Annotated in this window: 20 protein-coding genes; 14 read left to right on the top strand and 6 right to left on the bottom strand. The window is 39.2% G+C overall.

Going from position 1 to position 26313, the window contains the following annotated elements; translation table 11 throughout:
- Position 1: 1 nt before the first annotated feature.
- From Q0A08_RS05885 to Q0A08_RS05840, 10 genes are all read left to right on the top strand, one after another.
- The gene (locus Q0A08_RS05885; RefSeq protein ID WP_438465552.1) at positions 2 to 1435 is read left to right on the top strand and encodes a protein kinase domain-containing protein; all 1434 of its coding nucleotides are present in this window, start codon (positions 2 to 4) and stop codon (positions 1433 to 1435) included.
- Positions 1436 to 1438: 3 nt separating this feature from the next.
- Positions 1439 to 4876 carry a DEAD/DEAH box helicase gene (locus Q0A08_RS05880; RefSeq protein WP_438465551.1) on the top strand — a complete coding sequence of 1146 codons (3438 nt, stop codon included), beginning with the start codon at positions 1439 to 1441 and terminating at the stop codon, positions 4874 to 4876.
- Positions 4860 to 6362 (top strand): hypothetical protein, encoded by a 1503-nt coding sequence (locus Q0A08_RS05875; protein ID WP_438465550.1) that lies wholly within the window; start codon positions 4860 to 4862, stop codon positions 6360 to 6362. Before Q0A08_RS05880 ends, Q0A08_RS05875 begins: the two co-directional genes overlap by 17 nt.
- Positions 6346 to 8850 (top strand): AAA family ATPase, encoded by a 2505-nt coding sequence (locus Q0A08_RS05870; RefSeq protein ID WP_438465549.1) that lies wholly within the window; start codon positions 6346 to 6348, stop codon positions 8848 to 8850. Before Q0A08_RS05875 ends, Q0A08_RS05870 begins: the two co-directional genes overlap by 17 nt.
- Entirely contained in the window at positions 8850 to 10694 is a 1845-nt protein-coding gene (locus Q0A08_RS05865) for a hypothetical protein (protein WP_438465548.1), read from the top strand. Before Q0A08_RS05870 ends, Q0A08_RS05865 begins: the two co-directional genes overlap by 1 nt.
- Positions 10695 to 10928: 234 nt before the next feature.
- Positions 10929 to 11135, top strand: a complete 207-nt coding sequence (locus tag Q0A08_RS05860; RefSeq protein ID WP_438465547.1) for a hypothetical protein — start codon at positions 10929 to 10931, stop codon at positions 11133 to 11135.
- Positions 11136 to 11179: 44 nt separating this feature from the next.
- On the top strand, positions 11180 to 12217 hold the full coding sequence (locus Q0A08_RS05855; protein WP_438465546.1) for a hypothetical protein: 1038 nt from the start codon (positions 11180 to 11182) through the stop codon (positions 12215 to 12217).
- Positions 12214 to 12744 carry a hypothetical protein gene (locus tag Q0A08_RS05850; protein WP_438465545.1) on the top strand — a complete coding sequence of 177 codons (531 nt, stop codon included), beginning with the start codon at positions 12214 to 12216 and terminating at the stop codon, positions 12742 to 12744. The genes Q0A08_RS05855 and Q0A08_RS05850 overlap by 4 nt, the downstream gene beginning before the upstream one ends.
- A gap of 7 nt (positions 12745 to 12751) precedes the next feature.
- The gene (locus tag Q0A08_RS05845) at positions 12752 to 13261 is read left to right on the top strand and encodes a hypothetical protein (RefSeq protein WP_438465544.1); all 510 of its coding nucleotides are present in this window, start codon (positions 12752 to 12754) and stop codon (positions 13259 to 13261) included.
- A gap of 17 nt (positions 13262 to 13278) precedes the next feature.
- Entirely contained in the window at positions 13279 to 16800 is a 3522-nt protein-coding gene (locus Q0A08_RS05840) for a DEAD/DEAH box helicase (RefSeq protein ID WP_438465543.1), read from the top strand.
- 319 nt (positions 16801 to 17119) lie between these two features.
- On the opposite strand, the gene Q0A08_RS05835 is transcribed toward Q0A08_RS05840, so the two are convergent.
- Both Q0A08_RS05835 and Q0A08_RS05830 read right to left on the bottom strand, forming a co-directional pair.
- Positions 17120 to 18367 carry a tyrosine-type recombinase/integrase gene (locus Q0A08_RS05835; protein WP_438465542.1) on the bottom strand — a complete coding sequence of 416 codons (1248 nt, stop codon included), beginning with the start codon at positions 18365 to 18367 and terminating at the stop codon, positions 17120 to 17122.
- Between the two features lie 260 nt (positions 18368 to 18627).
- Positions 18628 to 19836 carry a multidrug effflux MFS transporter gene (locus Q0A08_RS05830; protein ID WP_438465541.1) on the bottom strand — a complete coding sequence of 403 codons (1209 nt, stop codon included), beginning with the start codon at positions 19834 to 19836 and terminating at the stop codon, positions 18628 to 18630.
- A 135-nt stretch (positions 19837 to 19971) separates the two neighbouring features.
- Between Q0A08_RS05830 and Q0A08_RS05825 the strand changes: the two genes are divergently transcribed.
- The gene (locus Q0A08_RS05825) at positions 19972 to 21003 is read left to right on the top strand and encodes a S66 family peptidase (protein ID WP_438465540.1); all 1032 of its coding nucleotides are present in this window, start codon (positions 19972 to 19974) and stop codon (positions 21001 to 21003) included.
- A gap of 227 nt (positions 21004 to 21230) precedes the next feature.
- On the top strand, positions 21231 to 22541 hold the full coding sequence (locus Q0A08_RS05820; RefSeq protein WP_438465539.1) for a diguanylate cyclase domain-containing protein: 1311 nt from the start codon (positions 21231 to 21233) through the stop codon (positions 22539 to 22541).
- A 20-nt stretch (positions 22542 to 22561) separates the two neighbouring features.
- Here Q0A08_RS05820 and Q0A08_RS05815 read toward each other — a convergent pair whose 3' ends face one another.
- Together Q0A08_RS05815 and Q0A08_RS05810 are read right to left on the bottom strand one after the other, a co-directional pair.
- Positions 22562 to 23005, bottom strand: coding sequence for a MarR family winged helix-turn-helix transcriptional regulator (locus Q0A08_RS05815; protein WP_438465538.1), 444 nt, complete (start codon positions 23003 to 23005; stop codon positions 22562 to 22564).
- Between the two features lie 47 nt (positions 23006 to 23052).
- Positions 23053 to 23685, bottom strand: a complete 633-nt coding sequence (locus tag Q0A08_RS05810; protein ID WP_438465537.1) for a cytochrome b/b6 domain-containing protein — start codon at positions 23683 to 23685, stop codon at positions 23053 to 23055.
- Positions 23686 to 23832: 147 nt separating this feature from the next.
- Between Q0A08_RS05810 and Q0A08_RS05805 the strand changes: the two genes are divergently transcribed.
- Both Q0A08_RS05805 and Q0A08_RS05800 read left to right on the top strand, forming a co-directional pair.
- Positions 23833 to 24315, top strand: coding sequence for a c-type cytochrome (locus tag Q0A08_RS05805; RefSeq protein ID WP_438465536.1), 483 nt, complete (start codon positions 23833 to 23835; stop codon positions 24313 to 24315).
- Between the two features lie 114 nt (positions 24316 to 24429).
- Positions 24430 to 24792, top strand: coding sequence for an antibiotic biosynthesis monooxygenase family protein (locus tag Q0A08_RS05800; protein ID WP_438465535.1), 363 nt, complete (start codon positions 24430 to 24432; stop codon positions 24790 to 24792).
- Positions 24793 to 24910: 118 nt separating this feature from the next.
- Here the strand turns inward: Q0A08_RS05800 and Q0A08_RS05795 are convergent, their stop codons facing one another.
- Positions 24911 to 25201, bottom strand: a complete 291-nt coding sequence (locus tag Q0A08_RS05795) for a putative quinol monooxygenase (protein ID WP_438465534.1) — start codon at positions 25199 to 25201, stop codon at positions 24911 to 24913.
- Between the two features lie 57 nt (positions 25202 to 25258).
- The gene (locus tag Q0A08_RS05790; RefSeq protein WP_438465533.1) at positions 25259 to 26284 is read right to left on the bottom strand and encodes a zinc-binding alcohol dehydrogenase family protein; all 1026 of its coding nucleotides are present in this window, start codon (positions 26282 to 26284) and stop codon (positions 25259 to 25261) included.
- Positions 26285 to 26313 lie beyond the last annotated feature (29 nt).

Genomic DNA, 26313 nt, shown 5'->3' with positions numbered 1-26313 from the left:
AATGAGTAAACAAATAGCAAAAAAGAAAAAGCTACCTGTATTGGAAGACATACATGGCGCTAAATACCCATTGAAAGAAGAACTAGCAAGTGGTGGGCAAGGCATAGTTTATGCCACTGAATTGCCAGAGACTTTGATAAAAGGATTTACAAGCAAAGATGAATTGGCCAGAACGAGTTGGCGTGAACATATAGCCTGGTTGATTCGACAGGACCTGCAAGATTTAAAACTGGCAAGGCCGTTAGTTTTATTGAAAGAACCGCGAATGGGTTATGCGATGGAGCTAATGGATGGCCTAATTCCTTTGTCAGATTTATTTGATAGTTTTATTAAAGCCAGTGATGACATTTCAGAAGAAAACCCAACACCGCATATACAAGATTACCTTGATCAAGGTGGTTTGAAGCGTCGTATAGGTATTCTTTGCCAGTTGGCACGCACGCTCAACCAACTGCATAGCCGAGGTATGCTTTATGGTGATATTTCACCCGATAATATTTTTATATCGGATGATGTTGATCATACAGAAACTTGGTTGATTGATTGTGACAATATCAGTTTTGAGTCTCACTCTGGCTTGGCTGTGCATACTCCTGAGTATGGTGCACCTGAGTTGGTTCGTGGTGAAGCTATGTTATCAAGTATGACTGATTGCTGGAGTTTTTCCGTTGTAGCTTATCAGTTGCTTACTCATAATCATCCTTTGAAAGGAAACTTGGTAAATGATGGAGAGCCAGAAGTAGAAGACGAAGCATTTCGTGGCGAGCATCCTTGGATTAATGATCCTGATAATTTCGATAATGAGTCGTTTACTAATTTACCCATACAGCTACTTGAACACAGTAATTTGCCTGAATTGTTTCAACAAACATTTGGGCCAGGGATGAACTCCGCTATACAGCGGCCAACAATGGCTCAATGGCTGGAAGCTTTAACGGAAGTTGATGAACATCTATTTTCTTGCCCAGAGTGTGGCGGTTATTCTTTGTTACCAATCGAAGAGTTAGATCATGATGAAATCCCCTGTTTTTTCTGTGACGAGAATATAGCTGGTGAACTCGTATTATTCGAGGAATTTGTCCAATTATCTGAGCAGGAAAAAGATGACAAATACCCGGATTTAAAAGATAAACGAATAGCGACTGGTCGGATAGTTTGCATTCAGCCTGGAGAAAGTAAGGAGCTAAAGCGTTTATTGCCTTCATTTAGTTATGACAAGGTGCCAAGTGATCATATTCAGTTGGAATATGATGATGAAAAACTGGTTATTACTCCTGTCGAACCGCTTCATATCTCACGTGGAGATGACAAAATTCAAGAATTTAAAAAGAAGGTGCCACTAAAAACTTCACGTAAAGGCAACGATCCTGAACCTTATTGCATACACCTCGGGAATCCTAATGAAACGCATGTTATTTGGCAGTTTGGGTGGTGATGTATGAGGTTAAATGAATTTCCGTATTTTTCACATGATTTAATTAATTTGAAATCAGATGAAGACTTGACGAGTCTTAACGACAATCAAGCCGTCGAGCTGATTGAATATAATGGTGAATGGTTATTGCAACAAGGGGGGGAGCGTGTAGCTGTTACTTGCACTAAGCTTGATCGCCCATTGTTTTCGACCATAGTGAATAGAGATCAGACACAGTGGATGTTGGCACAGGTCCAAAAGAAGACACTGCAGCTGCAATACTTAGCGCCTGTTGAAATGACAGTGTTGGATATCGAGCTGGGTATTGATGGCTTGGTATCAGATGATTTATTTACTAAAAATGAGATTAGTGAAAATACAATTGAATTAGCTTGCGATTGGTTTTCTGAGAATTTTCTTACAGATTTTAGTAATACAGATAATAAACAAGAGAATTATCAGAACTGGTTAACCATTTCACGCTTTAGTAATTCTAGCATCGACAGTACAGGTAATGGTTTTCAGTTGTTGGGTAATGGTTGGCGTGCAGATGTAGAAGCAGAGCGTGATGGCCGTTACTTAATTAAACGGATTACCCGCCATTCTCGTCGTGATGGTAGTTTTTCTTTGTTAGTTGGTTCGTTTACTTTTACTGATGCGAGCAGTGCAGCGATATTGCAAAGTGCAACCCATAAGGCGAGTTTAGAGGCTGCATTAAGAGATAATGGCAGTTATCTTGAATTGTGGAATCTTTATAATGATAAGGAATGGGCAAGGGCCTTAAAGCAAGCTGAAACTCTAAAGGCACTTCGATTTTCGCATACAGAGGCCTTTGAAGATGGCCGTGTGAATTGCTGGAAAATTTGGCCAAAGTCAGAGGAGGCCTATCAAGAATTTCGTAATCGCTGGAAGTCGCTTGAGATTGTTAAAGGTTCACAGGTAGATCTATCTATTGAAGCTCCAGATTGGGCGGAAGAGTTAGGCGCGGAAACTAAGCTAGGTGAGCAAAAGCAAAACTCAAGGGGCGATATTCGCTTTGAGCAAGATCACCTAATATTTAAAGTATCTTCAAACCATAGGGATGCTGCACCACGCTTTGAGGGTAAAGGTAATGAGGAGGCAGGCGGTTGGCTATTCCTGTCTTTAGCAGGGCAGAGAACAATGAGCAAGCGACGGCTTATTGCTCGACAAGGCATTGATTCTGGTATGCGAATGCCGCAGCTAAAATGGTTAATGGAAGGTGTTTCTGTACCTTCTGAAAGGCGCAGAAAAATTAAAGGATTAACGCCTTATGCTAAAGAAACGTTTAAGGGAGGGAAGCCCACAGATAAGCAGGTCCTAGCAATAGAAACCGCACTTAATACCCCTGACTTGGCTATTATCATTGGCCCACCAGGTACGGGTAAAACACAAGTTATTGCTGCTTTGCAGCGCAGGCTTGCGGAAGAGTTTGAAACGAAAAATATTAGTGGGCAAGTATTAGTCAGTAGTTTTCAACACGATGCTGTTGATAACGCACTAGAGCGAAGCCAAGTACTTAATTTACCTGCGACTAGAGTTGGAGGGAAAAAACAAAGTGCTGAGGATGAGGGGCCGTTTAGTCGTTGGGTTGATAAGCACTCAGCATATTTAAAAGAACAAGTAACTAATCAGTATCAAAAGACACCTATGCTACAGCAGTTGGATGAAGTGTCACTTACGCTGGGGCTGTTGAGGGTAAGTCAATTCTCTGCCCAACAATACGTTGAGCAACTTCGTAAGCTTCTTATACAACTGGAGGATCTAGAGCAGTCTGGTGTGCGATTATCTGCCCGATTATTAAGTGAATTAGAAGATTATATTGAAGAGCAGCAGAATTTAATTCCTAAGTCTGAATCACCTGAAAATAATTTAAAAGTTTTGAGGTGTATTCGCGGATTACGCACTAGCGAGTTAAGTTTCTCTGATGATGGCAAATACAGAGCGGATGATTTAAGGCGAGAATTGAATCGCAACTTGCACACATACTCGTTAGGTAGTGAAAAACTATTATCACAAGTTATAACAATATCATCACCTGATGCTGAGTTATTACAGCAATTATCTGAACTAAAAGATCAGTTACTCGACCAATATCTTCCTGATTACCGTCCGCCGGAATTGAAGCAGTCGCTTAATCAACAAGGTAAAGATTTATTAGATCTTTTAGAGAGAAACCTCGAGCAATTTATGTTGCAGCATAAACAAGGAGTTGCTTGGGCGCTGCAAGAGCTTGCAATGAGTATAGAAACCGATCGACAGTCTGCACTGAGCACAACTGAGGACTATGCCATGGTCGTTGGTGCGACCTGCCAGCAATCGGCTGGTAATAAAATGGCTAGTTTGAAATCTGTATCGAGTTTAGACAGTTCTGAGATTGACTTTGATACTGTCATTATCGATGAAGCGGCTAGGGCTAATCCACTCGATTTGTTTATACCTATGTCTATGGCTAAGCGTCGCATTATTTTAGTGGGAGATGATCGCCAGTTGCCTCATATGCTGGAACCAGACATTGAAGGAGCGTTACAGGAAGAGCATCAGTTGACGGAACAACATTTAGAGGCCTTTCGTTCAAGCTTATTTGAACGTCTACGATTACAAATGGAAGACCTTGATGATTACCAGCGAGTTGTGATGCTGGATACTCAGTTCCGCATGCATCCTATATTGGGTGATTTTGTGAGTCAGCAGTTTTATGAGTCTGCTATTAAAGGTAAGACAATGGAAAAGGTTAAGTCAGGTCGCCCAGAAGAAGATTTTCTTTTTGAACCTGACTTTATCACTGCTTTGGGGGATAACGGAAAATATTACCAGGATAAGGTTTGCCAATGGATTGATGTTCCTTTATCCGATGGTAAATCTGGCAAACGAGGTACGAGTAAAATTCGTGAAGCTGAAGCGGATCGAATTGCGCAAGAAGTGCAGCATTTACTTCAGGTTGCAGGTAACTCACTTTCTATTGGTGTCATTACTTTTTACGCAGCACAACGAGATATGATCATGGAAAAATTAGCCACTACCGAGGTTAATGGAATTCCTTTAATGGTTAGGCGTGATGGTGAGTTAGTTCCTTCCGAAGAGTTTGCCACGACTATCGATGGGGAAGAAGGCTTGAGGGTCGGCTCGGTCGATGCCTTTCAGGGAAAAGAGTTTGATGTGGTTTTACTTTCTTGTGTTCGAACTTTTTATGAGCCAAAGAATAAAGATAAAAAATCTAAATTTAATGATGAATCTAAATTAGAGCATGAAGAAAAACTGAATAAATTATTTGGTTTTTTACGCTTGCCTAATCGAATGAATGTAGGGATGAGTCGACAGAAACGGATGTTAATTTGTGTGGGGGATATGAAGCTGGTTACTAATGATTATGCTGATGAGGGTATACCCGCACTTAAAGCCCTTTATCAGCTATGTGGAGGTGAGCATGGCTGTATTCGTTAATAATGCGACTTATCTTAACTATGGGAATAAACCCGCAGGGAAAGCTAGAGCTGTTTTATGGCCAGTATTAGTTCATCGTATTTTGTACCCTGAAGTAGCCCAAGCAAAGATGAATTTATTTCAGAAGGTTGTGATGCGCTTGGTCCGAGCCAAGGTTTATGATGTTGAAGATCTAGCAGATTTAACTGGGTTTCATAAAAACCTGGTTTTATTAATATTTGCTCAATTAATTAGTCGTGGTTGGCTTTCTGACGATGCAAAAGAAATAACAGAAGTGGGTGAGAAAGCAATAGATGAAGAGGACGAACAAACTGAAAAGCTTGTCAGTGGTTATCTCTTTCAGGATGCAGTGACGGGAAAGCTATGGCCTAGAATGGAAAATCGCTTAGCCTTGGAAGAACCTATTAATCATGGTGAAGAGCGTCCTAAGTTTGTCTTGAACCGAAAAACGGGAAAGTCCATAAATCCTTTTAAGCCATTGTTCAAAGCAAGACGATGTGATGCACCTACTTCGGCGAATACATTAGATGCATGGCAAGAGTATCGATCTGATTATCGAGCAGCGAGGCAGCTTGCATATTCAGGTGAGTTACCTAAGCAGGTTAAATTGTCTGGCATTAGTTATCAATCAGAACAGCCTGAATCGGCTTGGGTGATTGTATGGATTACAGCAAGTAATGACAGTAATCTTTGGAGCATTAAAGATCCTTTTGGTATTCGTGATGAAGCTTGGTGGCTGGCTAATAGCTTACCTAAGGTATTAGATTCTAATAAGAATCTTGCTAAAAAATTGGCTGAATTAATTGGTCAGCCAGAGCCCGATGAACAAACTGCTTCGGAATGGCTAACAAGTTTGAAAGATCAGGCGGAGTTACAGGTTTTACTCGATTATCCTTGGGCCAAAAATGATCCAGATATTACAGCGGCTTTAGCTGTTTTATTAAAACGACGTGAAATGTTGGATAGTGGTCAGGACCATAAAAATGATTTAGAAGCTGCAATTACTGAGGCTCAAAAATTGCTGGAAGTATTGATGCAGTGGTTGATCGTATCATATCAAGCTGATAACGGAGCGCTTCCTAAATCTGGAAGAAATGATTGGGGGTTGAATGAACGAGTGCTGGAAGCTCTTCAAATCCCTTCTTTTAAAAAAGAGATAATAAGGGTTTTAGCTCGTCAGCATTTACAAAGTGTGATCAGGTGCTTGAATAGTCCTGTAAGCTCTTTGAAAGCACTACTCTTTGCAGCTGCATTAGGAAGCATAGGAAATACTGACCATCCTTTAAAATCACTAAGCGATAAGCAATTAAGGCTAAATGATCTATTGAGCTTAGCTGACCTTCGAAACCAAACAAGCCATGGTAATAGCCTGCATACTGGCAAAAATTATAAAGAAATAACGATTGATACTGCACGTGAATATATTAATTACGCGTTGCAATTTACAGAACACTTCAAGGAATGGATAAATGTCCAAGAAAAATAGTCGCAATAAGAATATACCTCAGGGAAATACTGCAGTTGTTGAGAACTCAGCGGACAAGGCTCAATTAGAAAAGCTAATTCCTAATTGGAATGCTGCTTTTGAGAATGCAAGTAAAGCATATAAAAACAAAGGTAGTAGTTTAGAGATAAAGACAGATCAGGATTATTTAAAGGCACTGATTAACGCAATACCTGATAATAAAGCGAAGGGCTTCAAAATATGGATCCAAGAGTTTGCAGATGTTTGTAAAGAGTTAAATAAATATCAGTATAACCTTGAAGAAGAGTGTAAAGCTCGTTGGATATCGTGTAGCCAACAAGGAAAAGAACAGGAGGCTAAAGAGTCTGAACTTGCGGCAAAAGATGCTGAATTAGAGGCTAGGAAAAAAATAATTGAAGTTGAACTTTCAGAAAAACAATCTGAATTAGAGGCTAAGCAAAAAGCGATTGAAGTTCAGGCTGAGGGAGTTGTTGAACGAGAAGAAGAGGTTGCTTTTCGAGATAGTCAGCTGCTAATTTCCGAACGAGATATTCAGGCCAGAGAATTAAATGCTTCGCAAGGCTTTGCTCGTCAAAATCGCGAGTTACTGGCTGGACTTGAGAATAGTAAAAGAGAAATAGAAGCTGATCATCAGAAGGGACTGGAACAAATAAGAGCTGAGAAAACAGCGCTAAAAGACGATATACGTAATGCAGCAAGGCAGTTAGCAGAGCTAAGAAATACATATTCTGATGAAGAGCATAAAAAGCTTAGTGAACTTAATGAGCGTAAACATAATTTGCTAGCTCATGAGCAGAGTTTAAATGAGAAATCTCTACGAATTAAGCTTGAATGGTCTGACATTAAGGCCGCCAAAAATAATATCTCATCGTTGGTAGATGAAGGGTTAACTCATGAGCGTGAATCTCATGAGCGTGAGTTAGAGCGCTTGAATAAAAAGCTTAATAAAGCTTGGTCAAATGTTGATGTGTTGAAAACTCAGCTTAACGATTTTAAAGAGCTAGCTGTAACAGTGGGTGAGCAATCTGCTGAGGAACTTCTACAGCAACAGGAAGAATTAAAGCAAGATAATCGGCTGCTTCGAAAAAGGCTAGAGGATAACGATGTTGCTGAATATGAAGAGCAAAATGAGCAGTTACGTAGTCAAGTAAATATTCAAGAAAAAGAACTTAAGGATTTACGTCCTGAATTAGATCGAGCACGTATTGAGGCTGCACAAAAAAGAGTAGCAGCAACCGAGCTTCAAGCTAAAGAGCTAGAACGACGTGTGCTTGAGCAGCACCAGGGGGTATTGAAAGTCCATATCGATGAGTTGGAAAGTCGTATTGGCCAACTGACTGATGCTAATAAAACTCAGACACCGTTCCCTGCTATGTCTGCTATGGATGTTAAGAAATCTTTTCAATCTAGTAAGGTATTGGAAGATGTACCAAACCTTAAATTTTTTGCTGAAGAGCTTCAACACAGAGTTGCACAAGCTGAAAGAGTAGAACTCTTCTACCCCATTGAAGATATTCAAACATTGTTAGGTGGTCTGGCTATGAGCCAGCTTCATGTATTCCAGGGAATTAGTGGCACAGGTAAAACCAGTTTGGCGAAGGCCTTTGCTAAGGCTATGGGTGGTTTCTGTACTGATATAGCGGTACAAGCTGGTTGGCGTGATAGAGATGATTTGTTAGGGCATTATAACGCTTTTGAAAAGCGTTATTACGAGAAGGATTGCTTGCAGGCACTTTATAAAGCGCAAACTCCTCGTTGGAGTGATACCTGTAACGTTATTCTGTTAGATGAAATGAACCTTTCTCGCCCAGAGCAGTATTTTTCAGAATTTCTTTCTGCATTAGAGAAAAATGACCCTAACGAGCGACTTATCAGTTTGTCAGAAACTGGATTGCCTAACGCTCCCAAAGGACTTAAGGCTGGTCGTCAAATTATTGTGCCACCAAATGTTTGGTTTATTGGTACGGCTAATCATGATGAAACGACGAGTGAGCTAGCGGATAAAACTTATGACCGCTCTCATGTAATGACATTACCGAAGCAGGATCATCGTTTTGATATCAAGCCATATGATAGAAAAAGATACTCTTATAGCTCTCTAATGAATGCTTTTGATAACGTTGCAAGAGATGGCGAAGACCAAGTCGAAAAACTATTAGGCAAGCTAACCAGTCATGATATTACCAATCAGCTGGCGGATACTTTTGACTTGGGTTGGGGGAATCGTTTTGAGCGCCAAGCTAAGCGCTTTATTCCGGTTATGCTGGCGTGTGGCGCAACGGAAAGTCAGGCTTTAGATCATTTATTATCTACAAGAGTAATGCGTAATGGCAAGGTAACAGGGCGCTATGATGTCAATGCAGATGCTATTGGTAAGCTGACTGATTCTTTAGAGCATTTTTGGAAAAATACAGGAATGCTTGGAGACCCTCTGAAGTCTTTAGAGCTTTTAAAGGCTGACCTTAAACGCAAGGAGCGTGGAGGCTAATGTGGTTTGACAGACTGACTCAAACAAAGGTTAAAAAACTGCCAGATTTAGTAGAAATTGGTCGTTTTCAATGGGCTGGGAAGAATATTGAATGTCTTAATGGACATTCACCTATCCAATCTGGTGAATTGTTAGTTGGGGATGGCTCGGGGCGCTGCCAGCTGCTCTCTGGTAGTTACTCTTTTATATTGCCTCAAAAAGACAAAAATGCAGATATAGATCTTTTTAATAACTCCATATCTACTATTGGTAGACAATTAGAAGCGAATAAGAAACTAATATCACCAATGCTACCTGCGACGGTAATTGATTCTGAAAGTCGCTTGCTTCCGCTTGAAGAGTTATTAGAAGACACTCTTAGTAAAGGTCATTTGCACCAAATATCTCGCAACCCTAGATTAGATATTCGTTATGCCGTGGAAGTGACTGATGTTGCCCGTGCTAAAAGGTTGGCGAAAGGTGCATTTGTACACTTAGCGTCACACTCAGAATGTTGGCAACGACAGACCTTGAGTGGAATTGTACCGAAAAAAGTTAAAGCCCGTTTTAGTGAAGATGATTTCAATATTTATGAAAACATTGTGTACGTACGTTTACTTGATAAATTAGATCGACATGTAAATTTGCGAATTAACACGATTGAACGATTGAACGGCACTCTTGAAGAAGCGCTAGAGTTTTATAGTGATAGCGCGGCACTACACCATAAGTTGCAAAATAAGATTTGTACATTGTGGGGGCAAGTTTTTGATGAAGAAACTACGACTGAAACGCTAGGGCTGCTGGAAGATACTTTAATTCGTTTACGTGAAATGCAGTTATCTATAAGGAATTTAAAACAGAGTGCTCTATATCTTAAGGTTGCGAGGCATGCGCAAGTAGGTGGTGCACTTCATCGTACTAATATTCTTAATCATGATTCGCATTATCGTCATGTGGCCACGTTGTGGGATGAACTTAGTAAGCATCAGCAAAAGTCAGTTCGCACACCCACTGAGTGCTTCCAAGATGGACAGCAGCTGATTGAGCAATATAGTCGTTTTGTGGGTTTGGTGCTCCAGCAAGCTATACAACCGTATTTAGAGAAGCAGATAAAAAATACATTTGATGGGACAGAATTAAGTTTTGATTGGGCTGGTAGGACACTCGCAGTTAAAAGAGAAGAGTTTGACTGGAAACTAGTTGTAATTGATGAAGACGGAAAACAAGAAATTTTATTAAACTTGGTGTCTTGGTTGAGTTTTACAGATTATCCAGTTACGAAATCTACTTCAGCTAATACCTTAATAGCTTGGCCTTCACTTGATCAAATTTCCAGTCAACAGGCTATTTCAAATAGTGGTGGAATAGCTATCTCACCAATGGATCTTTATTGTATTGAACGTTTAGGCTGGTATATCGATAAGAAGCTAAATCAGCTTTTAGTTGCCAATTACGCAAAACCTATTGAGAAAATCCCACAAGAACCTGTGAAATGGATTCAAAAGCAGGAATTAGATAAATCTATTGAACTAATTAATACTCAACCTCCATCGTTGAAAATTTTGGAGGATTTGAATAAAGGTAATCTTAGTGACTTAGATGATCGACTAGATAATAGTAATGCCGTTGTCCAAAAGCAGGCTGTAAATAAGCGAGTGATGGAAATACGGGCTTTACAATACTGTCCAGTATGTGAGTCAAAAGCTAACCGCTTATATGGGCAGAGTAAGGACTGTTTCAGAGTTGAATGCTCTATTTGTCAAAGTAATCGTTATCTGAAAATATTTGACGGTAGTCTACATTTTGAGATTCAGTTAGCAAGTGATAATAGTTTTGCAGCAAGAGGGCGCTGGCATCAATAAACGTAAAATGGGTGGAGGGTGCTGTAAGCTATTTTTATACTAGTTCAGGCCTAATCTGACAGTTATTGTAATTTAATTAGTATCAGTCAGTTTATATATGACTTAAATTCATTATCGCATAGATTACTTTTTCATCAGTAAAAATTTAGCCCAGCCTTCAAGGGTAAGCCCAGTAAGTTAACATATGCTTCTTAGATCTAGAATGAGGATATACCAATATTAAAGGACATAAAAATGGTTAGACCAATTGGGCCTGTGAGATTAGATTGCCAAGATTATAATTGGGAAAAGAAAATGAATTTCAAATCAGATGCTCTTTACCGTGTGCCTGATAAATGTCCTAAGTGTGGAAGTAAGAAAGTTGGAATGAAAAAAGATGCCAAGCTGAAAAGAGTGCTATCTGAATGTATTGATAAGGTTAGTAAAATAATTGCATCGTAAGTTTAAAACTTCGGTAAATCATAAAGAAATATAAGGATATTTTAGTGGAAATAGAAGTCAAAGTTGGGGTGAGGTTTCGTCAGTTTCAGGTATCTCTTAGTCATAGTCAGCTAGACCAATTAGGCAGTGTTAGTCGTTATGTACTAGTCGCTTTAGCTCAGGAAGGTGTTGACTGGCTACAGTTAGTTTCAGTCACCACTCTTGATGAATTTTCATTAAAGCCAATTAGGGACCGGCTTATTATGTTGAGATATCTTGATGTTGGGGGCCAATTAACCTCATTAGGCCGATCGATGTCGCAGCTTCTGACATTAATTGAATCACCTCAACATGTGTGGGTAGATGAATGTTTTAGTGTCAGAAATAACAAAGTGGCTATTCTCAAAGATCATACTGGCCTCTCAAAAGTTGAGGAAGGTGAGCTAGATCTTCTTCCACCCCTCCGTGGTATTAATATGGTGAAAGAATACTCTCAGGTCTCTCGATTAAAAAAAGCGGTTGATTACTGGCGAATGGAAGAAAAGCTTGTATCTACATTGGAACTGCTTTGGTCTGAAGCTAGTGATATGTTTTCAAATTATTCAATATTGAATGAAATAGATCTAGAGTTTAAGCAATTAAAGGAAACAATCGTTGTACCATTTACTAGCACTTTCTCGAGTGAGAAAGTGCACTCTTCTTGGGGGTTAAACAGTCCAGCTCTTCATTGTGTACGGCATGCCAGCCTCGACCCCTCCATACCTAAATTTATTCCAAATTTAGAAGATACACCTTTTATACAGAGTGTTTGCCTGCTAACAGGTGAACTGATAGATGATACTCACGTATCTGATGACGGAGACTCAAATGCATTCGCAGAGATTGAGCCTTTAGGAGAGGATAAAACACAAGCATGGAATGTATTGCACTCGAAATTGGAAGAAATTGAAACGGTTTCGTATATGAATATAAATCTAAAGTTTACAGAGAAATATAGAAGTTTTTACCTTCCAGTTTCATCATTTTATGATGAGATTGAGAATGACCTTGATGTCTTTCCTGTGCATAAAAGCTCTTTACGTAAGCAAGGAGCAATGCAATGAAAACACTGAATATATTTGAAAATATTTTGAATACAGCAGGATCGGAACGGACTAAGCGAGTATATCGATCGGGAAAAGTACTGTACTCCTTGGCTAAAACTGGAAAGGCTGCTGTTAATCCTGCAACAATTTGGGTAGATGCAGCCCTGGCTTGTTTGGATGCAATCAACGCTTATTTGAGACTACAAAGAGCAAAAGAGATTACAAAACAGCTAACAGCTGTAAGAGATGCACTTGAACACCGAGTATTTAACAATCAAAAGATCCTCGATATGCATCTAACAGATATACAGGAAGATACTGATTTAAGATTAGAAACGCTTGATCGATACTTTAATAACTACAAAATAGAGTCAGAACGACTAATCCTTGACGTCTCCAATAACCGAAATGATATGTTCGAGAATATGAAGAGTATTTCAAAATTGCGGAAATCTGGACAAGGGTATTCTTCTCAATTAGCGAAGTTGTTGAAAACTGCAGATGCGCTTGTTTTTGCAACTCTACACCTTATTAAAACCGGATAGAACAATAATGAAAACAATTAACACTAACCCTCGTCCATCAAGAAAAGCACCCGCTTCAAAAAAAGGTGGGCTATTTAATCGAGGGAGGAATAGTAAAGGATCAGCTACAACTCAAAAAAAAGATGAGTACCTTGATACGTTTAAGTCATTGGGTGCTTCTGAGCAGAAAGCGATCATTAATGGCGTCATCGATTTAGGGAAGAATTTTTTTGAACTGATGTCAGAGCGAGAGCGTACCAGTCAAACAATAATTGAATCGCAACGAGATATCACACTTTCAAATAATGAAGTTGAAAAAGTACGCTTGGAAATGAATGATAGGCAAGGAATCAGGCAGATTGAGTATGAACAGCTAAAGAGCGAAAGCGAAATTACAAGTCGGGACCTGTCTAGGAAAGAGAAACTGTTGAACGATGATTTGTCAGAACGTAGCAAGCTTCTTGAGCGTTTGAGTGAGAGAGACTTGTCTGAACAGGAGTTTCAGGTTCTCTTAATTATCATTGAAAGTCAGTATTAAGAATAAAAGGATTTTATATGTTACCAATAATATTTGGTATTGGTGCAGCTGTGGCGATAGGCACTTCATGTATAGCTTGGCTTTGCGATGAAGCGACTGAAAAAGAAGAGGCTAAGCACCGAGATTTGGAAGAGAAAATCAGTGACTTGCAATCGAAACTAGATGAATTTGATGTGACGCTCGAGACAGAAACAATTGCAGGGTTACGAAAATCAATTCTCAAAGTGATAGAGAAACTAAGTGAGGGGTGTAATCAGTTTAGTGAGCATAAGAGTCAGTTAAAGAAAGAGCTTGAGCGGCTTCCAGCTTACATTTCAGCAGAGATAGAAAATGATGAGATAGGTCCATTTAGGCGGGAAGCTCTAATTAAAAATAGGTGCTTAATTGAAGATGCTTCTGCAAGGCTTAAAGCTTACTTCGACTATTTGGATGGTTATCGAAAAAATCTTGATATGTGGCGTGAAGCAACAGGTAATAGAAATAGTATCGATGATCTTCAAAAACTGTTGCAAACTATTACACCACCTAACCCTACGTTGCCTGACGAATTCTTATATGTCGGCAAAGTGGTTCTAATCAAAGAGAGCGAGTTAGATAGAAATCTAGCTTACAGTTCTAAATTGCATTTAACCGGCCAAAAAAATAGCCCTCAATGTGTTGCTCAAAAAAGGGTCTTCGAATCGAATAAAGATGATGAAGGCTATAGTCCCGTGCAAGTTATTAACCAAACATCAGGCAAGCATGGTAATAAAGTTTTTTATGGTTGTTCGGCCAGAGGGGCAGTTTGGCAAACTATTGAAGAGGGAACCACATTTGAGGTTGACCATCGAGCAAATAAGAATAAATGCTATAAACTTAAAGCATATGAAGGAGAGATTCAGGTAGATTTACCAGAGCATATGGTTGAAAACCCATTCATTGGTTTGATATCTGGTCAACAAGTTAATGCCTGGTTTTATGAGTATGACTTACTTCTAGGGGGAAAGCGGCTTAAGCAATCCGAAAGGCAGTCAATAAAGCAGACTGTAAAGGTTAGTATGACTCCCTCAAACTCTACTGAATTATCTGAAGAACCTGTTTATCTATTATTTGATGAGCGCGATATTCAGGATGATTTCGCTAACTTTTTAAGCATTGATGGTGTATCGGATTGGATGCTAGCTGGTTCTAGAATTGATGTTGATAATAATAAGTATTCTGGTGTTATTGATTTAGTTAATCAGAGAATTAAAGTTACATGTGCTATTGATGCTTTAGGCGGTTTTTTGATTGCTAAGTCATGGGAGGAGTATCTGCCTACTGGCCAAGAAACATCTTTGAATGTTGACGTTATTCCGCTTTCTCAAAGTATTTGGAGTGATCATTTATATGGAAATGAAGGGTTGGTTAGTTTATGTGGGTATTGTCAGCAAGCAGAGGTAAGTCGTTCGTCTAATAACTTGAGGCATGAGTCAGCAGTTTTTTTTGATCGTTGGAGGCAAGTTGTCGAATATCAGAAAAAAGCAAAAGAATTTGTGCTGGAGTTCCCCATTACTCAACCTGAAAGCACTGAGTGTGGTGAGCTCACTATTCCTCATGTAGAAAAAATCATTTCTGAGGGAACAGCTACTACTGCGCAGTGGCTTAAGGAATACAGGCGTATTGAAAAAGGGATAAAAGGAAACTGGTCGCCATCTTGTTCTCTTGAAATTTACTACGGTTCTGAAAAAGGGAATCAAAACTCTACATGGAGAAAAGTGGCCGATTCTAGTGGAAAAGGAAATCGAAGATTAGAACTTCAAGTTGAAAATGGCCTTATTTCAGTCAGTTTGAATGAAGCTACAAGTGGAAAAATAGTAAGTCATGGAGGGTATGCTCGATTAACAGTTGATGAAAGAGATGCTTCTTTACAGCGTCAGCAAGATGCCTTAGTTGATTTCAAGAAAGATCGAATTGCTAACCCTATGCTAAAAGAAATTTTGGTTTCCCCCTCATCCTACATTTCAAAAAGTGACTTACACTGGAAAAATTACTTTTCTGAGAATGTAGCGTGGCAAAATGAGTTGTTAACCGATAGTCAGAAGCGAGTGATTGAAAGTGCGTTAAGTGAAAAGTACCTTTCAATCATCCAGGGACCTCCTGGAACTGCGAAAACAACCTCGATTGTAGAAATGTTGTTTCAGATTTATCAAAGTAATCCAAATGCTAGAGTATTACTCGTCTCTCAGCAACATACAGCCGTAGATAATGCACTTGATCGTTTCCTTAATATTTCTCCACTGTTAAAAGAGTCCGCGCCAGATATCCTTAGGATTGGCCCTGAAGAAAAAATGCATGGTGCAATTAAACCTTATGCATTGGGGACGGTGCTTGATGAGTTTAAGTCCAATTGTATCGATAAAACCGAAGAGTTAATCATGGGAGGGGATGCTGTTTTAAGAAACTTAGCTTTCCAATGGCGTAACGCTGTATTACCAAGTGATGAGGAAAGCAGAACTGACCCTGAGTTGGTTTCGTTGTTCTTAAATAGTCGTCAATTAGTAGGTTCAACGTGTGTTGGCCTAGCTAGCCGAATTGGCAGTACCGATAAACTGAAATTTGATGTAGTTATCGTAGATGAGGCGGGGAGGTCAACAGTTCCTGAGCTGCTCATACCAATCAACCGTGCTCGAAAACTAATTTTGATTGGTGATCATTTCCAGTTGCCACCAAGTATTGCACCGTTGTTGCGAGAGGATGACGCAAAGGAAGAGCTTGCATTTATTGAAGAGGAGTTTCTGGAAACTAGTTTCTTCGAGAGACTGTATGAAAGTTTACCTAAGCTTTGTAAAACTCGCTTGGAAGAACAGTTTAGAATGCCTGAGGCTATTGGTGATCTTGTCGCTAATATGTTTTATACCATTGAGGGTGAACGGCGTTTGTTCAATGGTCGGAGAAAATGTGAATGCAAATTCTTATTTCAGAGTAAAGAAATCATACAATGGGTTGATGTTAAGGGTAAGCAGGAAAAACCAAAGAATAGCACTAGCTCAAAAAATGAAAGAGAGGCTTATCAGATAGTGGCTTTTATTGAAGCCACTTCTAAGTATTTGAAAGGCTCATTTAAAAATAAGCTACCGTGTGGGTGCAATGAATTTAAAATTAATGAAAGTGGTGATGTACATAAAAGCGTGGCAGTGATTACTCCCTATGGTGAGCAAAAGAGATTACTCAGGTCTCTTCTGGAAAAGCATCAGGGAGTTTTTCGAAGTAATGAAGATCGTAATACGTTCATTCTTGGTAACTTGAGTATACGAATTGATACTGTAGATAGTTTTCAAGGAAGCGAGGCTGATTTGGTACTCTATTCAGTTGTACGTACTTATGGTGATTTACGATTTATTCTTGATTGGAAGCGCTTGAATGTTGCTTGTTCTAGAGCCAAAGAAAGTTTGGTATTTTTCGGTCATAAATCCTTTTTAAAAAATTGGAAGCCAAGGATGCATGAACGAAATCTATTTGGTGAAATTATTGATTTACTAGAAGTTGAAAAAATGCAGAAAGAAAAATGCTTGGTATAGGAGAAGCTTTAAACATGTTTGAGAAAAATCTTGTTGAACTAAGAACAGCTCAATGAGTTTTTTAACTAAAAGTCGATATATGACGTATTTTTAGATGATTTATATTTTAGATGATTTATATTTTATATTATTAAGTTTAGTTATTTTGTTGAGTTCTTGCTCGTTAGCTTGAATTATCTGATAATTCAAGCTAACGATGGAGTGCGAGTTTATTTTTATTCCTAAATACTTTTCTTTCACAAAATCAAATTTAATTATATGCAACAAGCAATCACTTTTTAAATTTACCTAAATGAATATGATATAAATGCTTTTAGAATTAATTTTCACAATCACTATTAGCAAAAGAGATATAAGTTTCCTGATACCAATCCTCCATCAGAACTCGTCTTTTCTGAAGTAAGTCTCCCCGTTGATAAGCCGCTTCCGCCTGATCTTTTAGTTTATGCGCTAGCGCATGCTCAATAACTTCTCTCGGAAAGCTGGTGGTTTCACCAGCCCAATCTCTAAAAGTAGATCGAAAGCCATGCTGAGTTAGGTCTTTTCTATCCATGCGTTTAAGAACGGCTGTAAGCGTCATATCTGACATTTGCTTACCTTGTTGGCCAGGAAATACTAAATTGCCACCAGCTATTCTAGGTAGCTTTTGAAGTATCTTCATTGCCCCAGATGATAGAGGAACGCGATGCTCTTTACGTGCCTTCATGCGTTCTGCTGGAATAATCCAAATCTTTTTATCAAAGTCTATTTCACTCCATGTCGCACCACGTACTTCACCTGAGCGTGCAACGGTCAAAATTGAGAATTCAAGCGCTCTGGCTGCGATGCCAGAGCGTTTGGATAGCTCTTTAGTGAAAGGGCTAATATCAGCATAAGGAAGAGCTGCATGGTGTTTGCGAGTTTGTATCTTACTTGGTTCCGGTAACAGGGGTTTTAACATCCCTTTCCAAGCAGCAGGGTTATCACCTTCTCGATACTCTTTCGCTTTAGCGTAATCAAGAATAGTTTCAATGCGACCACGTAGGCGGCTGGCGGTTTCATTTTTATCCAGCCAAATTGGTTGCAGTACATTTAAGACATGTGTTTTGTTAATTGTACTGACAGGGAGATGCCCAATAATTGGAAATGCGTAGTTCACTAAACTAGAACGCCATTGAGCGATATGCTTGGCGTTTTTTAGTTCTCGTTCTTTTATCACCAAGACTAATTCAGCACATTCGCTAAAAGATGTATTTCTACCTAGTTGGCGAACAGCTTCCGCACGTTTCTCTTTTTTCTCTTCGATGGGATTTATACCGCCTTTGATTTGACGACGGCTTTCTCGTGCTTTTTCTCTAGCTTGGGCGAGAGAGACTTCAGGGTAAGAACCGAGCCCTAAATACAAACGATTAGGTACTTCTTTGCCTTGTTTGTTGAGCTTAGTACCCATTACCATACTGAGTACCCAGCTTCGAGAGTTACCGATGATTTTCAAGTATAAACCTGCCACTCCACCAGCAGCATGACGACCTTCAGCTTTTAACTTAGAAACAGCTAGGGCGGTTAGTTCTTTTGCAATTTTTGGCATGCAATTCTCCTGTACATCATAAAGTACACCATTAAACTCTAGATTTGAGTATATTCGGTTGGACGCTATTGGAAAGGTTTATTATGTAACATATTGATATATAGTTGATTAATGGATAATTAAGGATGTTACTGGAATCTAATAGGGCGGACTTGCTCACCGCCATTATTCTAAAAAACCGCATCTTACGAGATGCGGTTTTTTTCCGTCTATCAGAAAGATCTGAATGTTTGGTTAAAGTGCTCTTAAGTAAAGAATGACTAAGATCGCTTTCTTTCGTCTTTCATTTCGAGTCTTTTATTCAGGTAAAAGCTACTTAATCCTAAGCATGCAAATCCAATCATGGTAAAGGCCATGGCGCTAATGGGGTTAAAACTCAAAATACCAATAACACCACTGGCGATGATAGCGCCTAAGGTGTGATACACCCCGTACACGGAACTAATTACACCAACCTCTTTAATTGAACTTGAAAAAGCACCAGCCAGAGCATTAGGGAATACCATTCTAGAAGAAAGCATTAGCAAGAATACATTGGCGCTCATGATAATAAGGTGGGGTCCGAATAGCTTGAAACTTAAATAAATGCTCATACCTGTAAGTAACATTCCAATTAAAGCCCATAAAATGACTTGATTTGGGCTTAGATACTTTAACAACCAATTATTAAAGAAACCGCCAATAATATAAGACACGGTAATAAGCCCAGCGAGCCAGCCAAATTCGATCATACTTAGCCCAAATAGGTTGAGGAAAATGAATGGCGCAGACACCATATAAGTCACAGCACAACCAAAAGCGCAAAGAGTTGCCATGCCGTAGGTAAATACCTCTTTATCTTTAATTACACTGATAAAAAGTTTACCTAGATGCTTAGGTTCAATGACCTTAGGGTCAATCTTAAGATTGGTTTCAGGTAAAAAATAATAGGTAAGTGTTAATACAAGAAGCGTTAATACAAAGAGTAATTGAAAAATGCGCTGCCATTCATAAAAGCTAGCGAGATAAGCTCCAATCAAAGGGGTGATAAAAGGCATTAAGGCAAACACCATATTAATACTGGAAGCCGCTTTTGATAGCTCAACGCCTGTAAATAAGTCTTTTAAAACTGCTCTAGCAACCGGAATACCGGAGGCCATACCAATGCCTAAAATGCATCTTCCAATAAAAAACTGCCAAATGGATTGCGCGCTAAAGCAAATAACTGCACCTACCGCACCAATTACAATACCTAATAGAATGACTTTTCTACGGCCTTTAGCATCGGATAAAGGGCCAAAGATAATTTGTGCAAAAGCAAAACCAATAAAATAAGCTGTCACACTAAACTTCAGCATGCTCTCGCTAGTTTGAAAATACTCAGTCAATAACGACAAGGCTGGTAAATAAGCATCAGCTGCAAGCGGTGCCAAAGAACCAACAAGTATCAGTAAAACGAGAATGTGGTTTTTCTTATCGACCGTAAGCAAGCGACTTCCTTTTTGCTAAATACAGAGAGGCTCTCTAGATAGCCAGATGCTAAAGGGTTGGCAGTTAAATGGATAGATGCACTAAACTAGTGGTCGCATTTTTAATGCTGAAAAATAAAGAATTAAGGACGATATATGATTTATCCCGCCCCATTGGAACAAGGAAGTGTTATTGCAGTTACCGCCTTTTCATCTGGAATCAATGATGCTGCAAAGGGAAGATACCAGCATGTAGTGACAGACTTAAAAGAGAAAGGTTATGTCATTATCGAAGGCAAGTGTCTGATGGGTAATCGCAAACATGTTAGTGCATCTGCAGAACAAAGAGCAGATGAGTTAATGTCATTCTTACTAGATGACACTCTTGATGCTATTGCCGCGCCTTGGGGTGGTGAACTTACTATGGAGATATTGCCGCTTTTAGATTTTGACCGCTTAAAAGAGGCTAAGCCTAAGTGGCTCTTTGGCTTTTCAGATATTAGTACGCTCATGGTTGTTATGAGTTCAAAGTTAAATTGGGCAACGGCTCATAGTCCAAATTTAATGAATCTAGTGGCAAATGAAACCGAAACCTTAACCGCTAATTTTCTAACGAATATAACGACAAACACAGGTACTAGTTTTACCCAATATGCGTCTCAAGAGTACACGGATAAATGGCCTGATAGCGTGACTAATACAGCGGCAGTGCTAGAACCTTATCTGAAAACACAGTGGCATTGGCTGGTGGCTCCTTTAAGTGAGTCAAGCATAGAGGGGCGTCTAATAGGGGGCTGTTGGGATACCCTGATACATCTATTTGATACACCTTACTTAGATTTAAAAAATTACGCTAAACAGCATGAAGAAGGCGTTATTTTATACCTAGAAAATGTTGAAATGACACCAGCGGACCTAACAAGAAGTATTCTCAGTATGAAGTTTAAAGGTGTTTTTACCCATCTCAAGGCCATATTACTCGGGCGCTCTGCATATCCAGATTCTGATGACAAAGATGATTTAAATTACTATGAAGTGATAAAAAGACATTTATCTGACCTTGGTATTCCAGTGTTAATTGATATGGATATTGGCCATGTGCCGCCAAACTTAACGCTAATTAATGGTGCATTAGCGAAGGTCGGTTATGAAGAGGGTGATTGGAGAATTACGCAAAGTTTAATCTAATACGGATTGACTTAAAGCTGTTTCGCCCTGATAAAAGCCACCATGATAGGCCTGAATTCTCATCTTATATGAGGGTTAAGCTAAGACGAATCTGTTCTTAATTTGATTAGCTGAACTACACTTATCTTTGGTATTCTAATTAGCTAAGAAACAAAAAGGACTCATGTTTAGGGATAGTGACTTAGTGGAGTCTGCTTCAAAGGCCTCACGTACTTGTTGGTAGAAATATGCTGAATCGAGAAGAGGAAGCACTTCTTAAAAAGCTAAAAAGAAGTGAACAAAGGTTAATTGCTGCTTATAAATTGGTGGCGTTAGGGACTTGGGATTGGGATCTGGTAACCAACGAGCAAGCTTGGTCTGATAAAACCTATGAGATTCTAGGTGTTGATTCGAATGTTGTGGTAACGCGAGAGTTATTTGAGTCCTTGTTACACCCTGACGATCTTGATTATGTCAGAGAAAAGCTAGAACAAGGTATTAGCCAAGAAGATGATATTACTTATGGTTTTCGTATCATCAGACCAAATGGAGAAGAACGATACATCTACTCTCATCTAACATTCGAAAAAGATGAGCAAGGTAAAAAAGTTAGAGTGCTCGGGACAAATCAAGACATTACCGATCAAAAACGAGCAGAGCATGCGTTAAGAGAAAGTGAAGAGCGCCTAAAAGCCGCTCAATCTTTAGTGAATCTTGGTTGTTGGGATTGGGACCTTAAGACTAACAAACAAATTTGGTCGAACGAGACTTATCGCATATTCGGTATAGATTCAGCTATTGAACCGAGTCGCACACTATTTGAAAATCTTATACATCCTGATGACCTAGAGCGAACACAAGCCGCAACACAAGAGGGCATTGATGCAGGTGTTGATTTCAACTTTGAATTTAGAATTATTCTACCCAACGGAGTAGAACGTTATATCTCCACACATGTTGGTATCAAGTCTGATGAAGAAGGTAATAGCATTCGTTTACTTGGTACTAATCAAGATATTACTGAGCAGAAAGAAATTGAATTACGCATTATCCATCAAGCCTATCATGACCCTCTGACTCAGCTGCCAAATAGAATGAAGCTGAATCAAGAGTTGGAATCACTTTTACAACAAGGCGAATCAGCTGGTCACCCTTTTGCTATCTTGTGGGTAGACCTTGATTACTTTAAACAAATAAATGATAACCATGGACACCTAGCAGGTGATGCCGTTTTGCAAGAAGTTGCAAAAAGGCTTAATGCTCAAATTCAAAGGGGAGATTTAGTTGCCAGAGTAGGTGGTGATGAGTTTATTATCATGCTGCAAAGTGCTGGTGATGCGCAAAAACTCAATTCCTGCGCTCAGAAAATACTGAAAGAGTTCCAACAGCCAATATTGTTTGAAAACCTATTGCTAAGAGTAGGAACAAGCATAGGCGGTGCCGTTTATCCTCTTCATGGCAACAGTGTTGAGTCTCTATTTAGAGCCGCAGACACAGCGCTTTATCAGGTTAAAGAAGGTGGCAGAAATGCCTACATATTAGCTCAATTGGAAAATTGAGCTAATTGAAAAAATAAGCATTAGCTCTGTTTGATAATTTTAGCCACGAGTTTATGTAATTCATCGTTTTCTTCTGGTGTTAAAGCAGATAAAAATTCTTGATTACACTCATTTGCACGGCTTGTGCCTTCTGCTTCTAAACTTCTGCCTTTCTCAGTCAAAAATATTTGAAAAGCACGTCTGCTAGTTGGATGTGCTCTTCTTTCTACTAAGTCTAATTTTTCAAGAGAGTCCAATACGCGAGTGGTCGTGTAATGGGCTGTTTGGCATCTATGAGCTAACTCTGTCTGAGTTAAACCTTCTTCTTCCCAGAGGGCAAACAAAGTAGGCCAAAGGCCAATATGAAGGCCTATTTCTTTTAGTCTGCTATCTAATCCGTTAGCCATTTGGCCACCTAGCACGGCGATTAACCAACCAAAACTAGTATGTCTAGGGAGTTTGTTATTTGGTGCTTCTTTGCTCATTTATATGGTCTCAAATCATTTAAATGTATTTGGCCATTTAAATGTCTTTAATAGCTTAAAAAATACAGCGTTGTAATTAAGCTAATCGTCACAAGTGGGCTTAACAAGAATGTTAACCCAGCTCGGAGATTACCTTTTAAAAAAGGCTGTTTCTGATCACTGCTACTATACCCACTAATCATTGCCTTTACCAAAAAAATGCCTTTCGATCGGTAGATAATAATGGCAAGAATATGAATGAAAATAAGCACTAATAACAAGATAGCATTCAACTTATGCAGATTTTCTAAAGTATTTATCTTGTCCATTCCTATTAGAAAAACACCATCGATGAAATCTGTTGTCATCAGTCCAGATGTCGTCTGAAGCATTAACAATATCAGCATCATTATTACCATAATAGCACCTGCAGGGTTATGTCCAACATGCTTACTTTCGCCGCTACTTAGATACTTTATTATGGCTTGCGGCCCTGCTAAAAAGTGAGAAAAACGGGCTGTTTCACTGCCAATCACTCCCCATGCAATACGCCAAAATAACAATGTCATTAAGATTAGCCCTGCGCCAATATGAATGAGAGTAGATCCTTTCCCGCTAAAACCAGATGTAAGTAAAAGCACCACTAATAAGGCTTGGCCCCAATGATAAAGCCTAATTGCTAGATCCCATTTTTTAATCATACCAACTCCAAAACATCTAAAAGCATGAATTTAGCGCCATTATAATGATAAAAAATAAAATTTAGCAAATGCTATTGTTGCGTTTGCAACTAATTTTTCTTCATGCTACCTTGTGATCAATCTCAGCAACTAATTGGACCGGTGAAAATGCATAAACAACTTCTATCAAGTCTTTTAATGGTGCTTTTCTCAGGATTTTTGGCAGCACAGCAGAATGTTGTTGAACAGAGGCAAGCGCTTTTTAATAAAGTGGAAAATGGCACTGAGTCATTAGAAAAGCTCATTGAGCAAGGTGAAATGTCAGCAATCTCGGTTCAAGCTGAGATGTTATCTAAACATGTAGCAGAGCTTGCTCATCTGTTCCCAAATCAAAGTGGAGGAAAGGGTGGTAGTAGCAGCTCCTGGAGAAAGTGGGTTTTCCCTGAAGGCTCAAAAAGTGATGGAAGAAGTAGCAGCAAAATTTGGAAGAACTGGGATGACTTTAGTGCTCGTTTATCGCGTTTAGAAAGTGCATATGTACAGATGTATGCAGCAGCTTCTGAAGAGGATGTAAAAAGAGTTAAGCAAGCCTTTAAGTTAGCTGACTCTTCTTGTCGTTCCTGCCATATGAAATACCGATCACTTTGGTAACCTCGTTTTTTAAAATGAGTATTCGAGTAATGAAATAGCGCACTGTTAAGTGTCAGGTTTAAATATTAAATAGGCTGAAATCCAGTAGGATAAAAGCTAGCAGAGGTAATAAAGATGAAAAATTTAGTTCTATCTATGATGTTTGTTGTATCAAGTGTTTTCTCTACATTTGCACTGGCAAACGAAAATATTGTCTTGATCAATTCCTTCAAGGTACCAGAGCATCAACTTGGAGAGGCCATTAAAATGTGGGAAAAGGCTCGAGATTATTTACAGCAACAGCCAGGCTATATTTCGACAGCATTACATCAATCCCTATCTTCAGATGCACAATATAGGCTGATTAATGTGGCTCAGTGGCGCACTGTCGAGGAATATACAAAAGCAACTCAATCAATGCGAGCGAATGCTGGTCTTCCTCGAATAGAAGGCGTAAAACCATCTCCAGCTTTGTATCATGTTATTCGCAGAGATTAACTAAGATTGAGTGGGACTACTCTAGTGAGTTCAAGTTCAGAAACCTAATAAAAAGCCTGATTAACAACAAGCGGTTAATCAGGCATTTATTAGGGTCGTTTCAACCGTTTATCTAAACTTAAGCGATGTGGTTCATTTCGTTAAGGGTAAACTCAACAACAGCGCCTTCAGTAGCGGCCATATAGTCTTGTAAATGTTGGTTGCCCATGTGTGTTTGCCAAAGTTCACGTGTTTCCCAGTTCTCAAAAAACATGAAGTGAGCAGGGTTTTCGTTATCTTGGTGAAGGTCATAGTTAATGCAACCTTCTTCAGCACGAGTAATGTCAACTAGCTTTAAAAGTTCCGCTTTTACTAATTCAATTTTATCTTCATGTGCTTTGATATTGGCAACAATCGTTAGCTTAGTCATTTTTAATTCCTTTCAATTTAATTTTTAATAATTGTAAAACGTTTTGATCAAACAGGTTTAGAAGCCTTCCAGAACAATCTTGCCAATAGATTGGCCTGATTCAATTGCTTCATGAGCTGCTCTTAGGTTTACTGCATTAATCGGGCTTAATTGCTTATTCACTGTGGTCTTAATAAATCCTTGGTCTACAAGGTCAGCGACTTTATTAAGCAGCAGGTTTTGCTTGTTCATGTCTTCTGTTTTGAACATAGAATGCGTGTACATAAACTCCCAATGAAGTGACAAGCTCTTACGCTTCATCTTAGAAACATCCAATGTTGCAGGATCATCTATGAGAGCAATCTTGCCAAAAGGCTTTAAGATTTCGGTATAGGTTTCAAAGTAGCTATCCGTGCTATTTAAACTAGCAACATGGGTAACAGGGCCAATTTCAAGTGCATTGATTTGATCTGCTAGGTCTTTCGTATGGTCAACCACATAATCTGCGCCTAACTCTTTAACCCAAGTTTTAGATGACTCACGAGATGCTGTACCGATAATGGTTGCACCAGAAATCGCTTTAGCCAGTTGAATCAAGATAGAGCCCACACCGCCTGCAGCTCCAACCACAAGAATAACTTCGTCAGATTTTGTATTTGTGCCAGGTGCTTGGGTTTTGATTGCAAGGCGATCAAATAGTAATTCATAGGCTGTAATGGCGGTTAATGGCAAAGCGGCAGCTTCAGCATTATTCAAACTTTTCGGCTTATGGCCAACAATACGTTCATCAACAAGTTGGAATTCAGAATTACTACCAGAACGAGTGAGATCGCCGGCGTAAAACACTTTATCACCGGGTTTAAAAAGGCTGGTGGCTTCGCCTGTAGCAACCACTTCACCGACAGCATCCCAACCAATAATTTTATGTTCATCACCTTCTGGCGCAACATTCTGACGTATCTTGCAATCCACTGGATTCACTGCAATTGCATCAATTTTAACTAATAAATCATGACCTGTAGCCTTAGGTTGTGCTACTTCAATATCCATCAAAGAGTTCGCATCTGAGATAGGTAAAGATGCTTTATAGCCGATCGCTTTCATTGTGTATCTCCTTTAAATTTTGAGTTCGT

The sequence above is a fragment of the Marinomonas sp. PE14-40 genome, assembly GCF_051623805.1.
GTDB lineage: Bacteria > Pseudomonadota > Gammaproteobacteria > Pseudomonadales > Marinomonadaceae > Marinomonas.
This window is presented reverse-complemented; position numbering and strand designations above follow the sequence as displayed.

Excerpts from the sequence above, each read along its gene's own strand:
- Q0A08_RS05825 (WP_438465540.1), top strand. The coding sequence starts at position 19,972 with ATGATTTATCCCGCCCCATTGGAACAAGGAAGTGTTATTGCAGTTACC.
- Q0A08_RS05810 (WP_438465537.1), bottom strand. The coding sequence starts at position 23,685 with ATGATTAAAAAATGGGATCTAGCAATTAGGCTTTATCATTGGGGCCAA.
- Q0A08_RS05845 (WP_438465544.1), top strand. The coding sequence starts at position 12,752 with ATGAAAACAATTAACACTAACCCTCGTCCATCAAGAAAAGCACCCGCT.
- Q0A08_RS05870 (WP_438465549.1), top strand. The coding sequence starts at position 6,346 with ATGTCCAAGAAAAATAGTCGCAATAAGAATATACCTCAGGGAAATACT.
- Q0A08_RS05880 (WP_438465551.1), top strand. The coding sequence starts at position 1,439 with ATGAGGTTAAATGAATTTCCGTATTTTTCACATGATTTAATTAATTTG.
- Q0A08_RS05885 (WP_438465552.1), top strand. The coding sequence starts at position 2 with ATGAGTAAACAAATAGCAAAAAAGAAAAAGCTACCTGTATTGGAAGAC.
- Q0A08_RS05805 (WP_438465536.1), top strand. The coding sequence starts at position 23,833 with ATGCATAAACAACTTCTATCAAGTCTTTTAATGGTGCTTTTCTCAGGA.
- Q0A08_RS05865 (WP_438465548.1), top strand. The coding sequence starts at position 8,850 with ATGTGGTTTGACAGACTGACTCAAACAAAGGTTAAAAAACTGCCAGAT.
- Q0A08_RS05815 (WP_438465538.1), bottom strand. The coding sequence starts at position 23,005 with ATGAGCAAAGAAGCACCAAATAACAAACTCCCTAGACATACTAGTTTT.
- Q0A08_RS05850 (WP_438465545.1), top strand. The coding sequence starts at position 12,214 with ATGAAAACACTGAATATATTTGAAAATATTTTGAATACAGCAGGATCG.
- Q0A08_RS05790 (WP_438465533.1), bottom strand. The coding sequence starts at position 26,284 with ATGAAAGCGATCGGCTATAAAGCATCTTTACCTATCTCAGATGCGAAC.
- Q0A08_RS05835 (WP_438465542.1), bottom strand. The coding sequence starts at position 18,367 with ATGCCAAAAATTGCAAAAGAACTAACCGCCCTAGCTGTTTCTAAGTTA.
- Q0A08_RS05860 (WP_438465547.1), top strand. The coding sequence starts at position 10,929 with ATGGTTAGACCAATTGGGCCTGTGAGATTAGATTGCCAAGATTATAAT.
- Q0A08_RS05875 (WP_438465550.1), top strand. The coding sequence starts at position 4,860 with ATGGCTGTATTCGTTAATAATGCGACTTATCTTAACTATGGGAATAAA.
- Q0A08_RS05795 (WP_438465534.1), bottom strand. The coding sequence starts at position 25,201 with ATGACTAAGCTAACGATTGTTGCCAATATCAAAGCACATGAAGATAAA.
- Q0A08_RS05800 (WP_438465535.1), top strand. The coding sequence starts at position 24,430 with ATGAAAAATTTAGTTCTATCTATGATGTTTGTTGTATCAAGTGTTTTC.
- Q0A08_RS05820 (WP_438465539.1), top strand. The coding sequence starts at position 21,231 with ATGCTGAATCGAGAAGAGGAAGCACTTCTTAAAAAGCTAAAAAGAAGT.
- Q0A08_RS05840 (WP_438465543.1), top strand. The coding sequence starts at position 13,279 with ATGTTACCAATAATATTTGGTATTGGTGCAGCTGTGGCGATAGGCACT.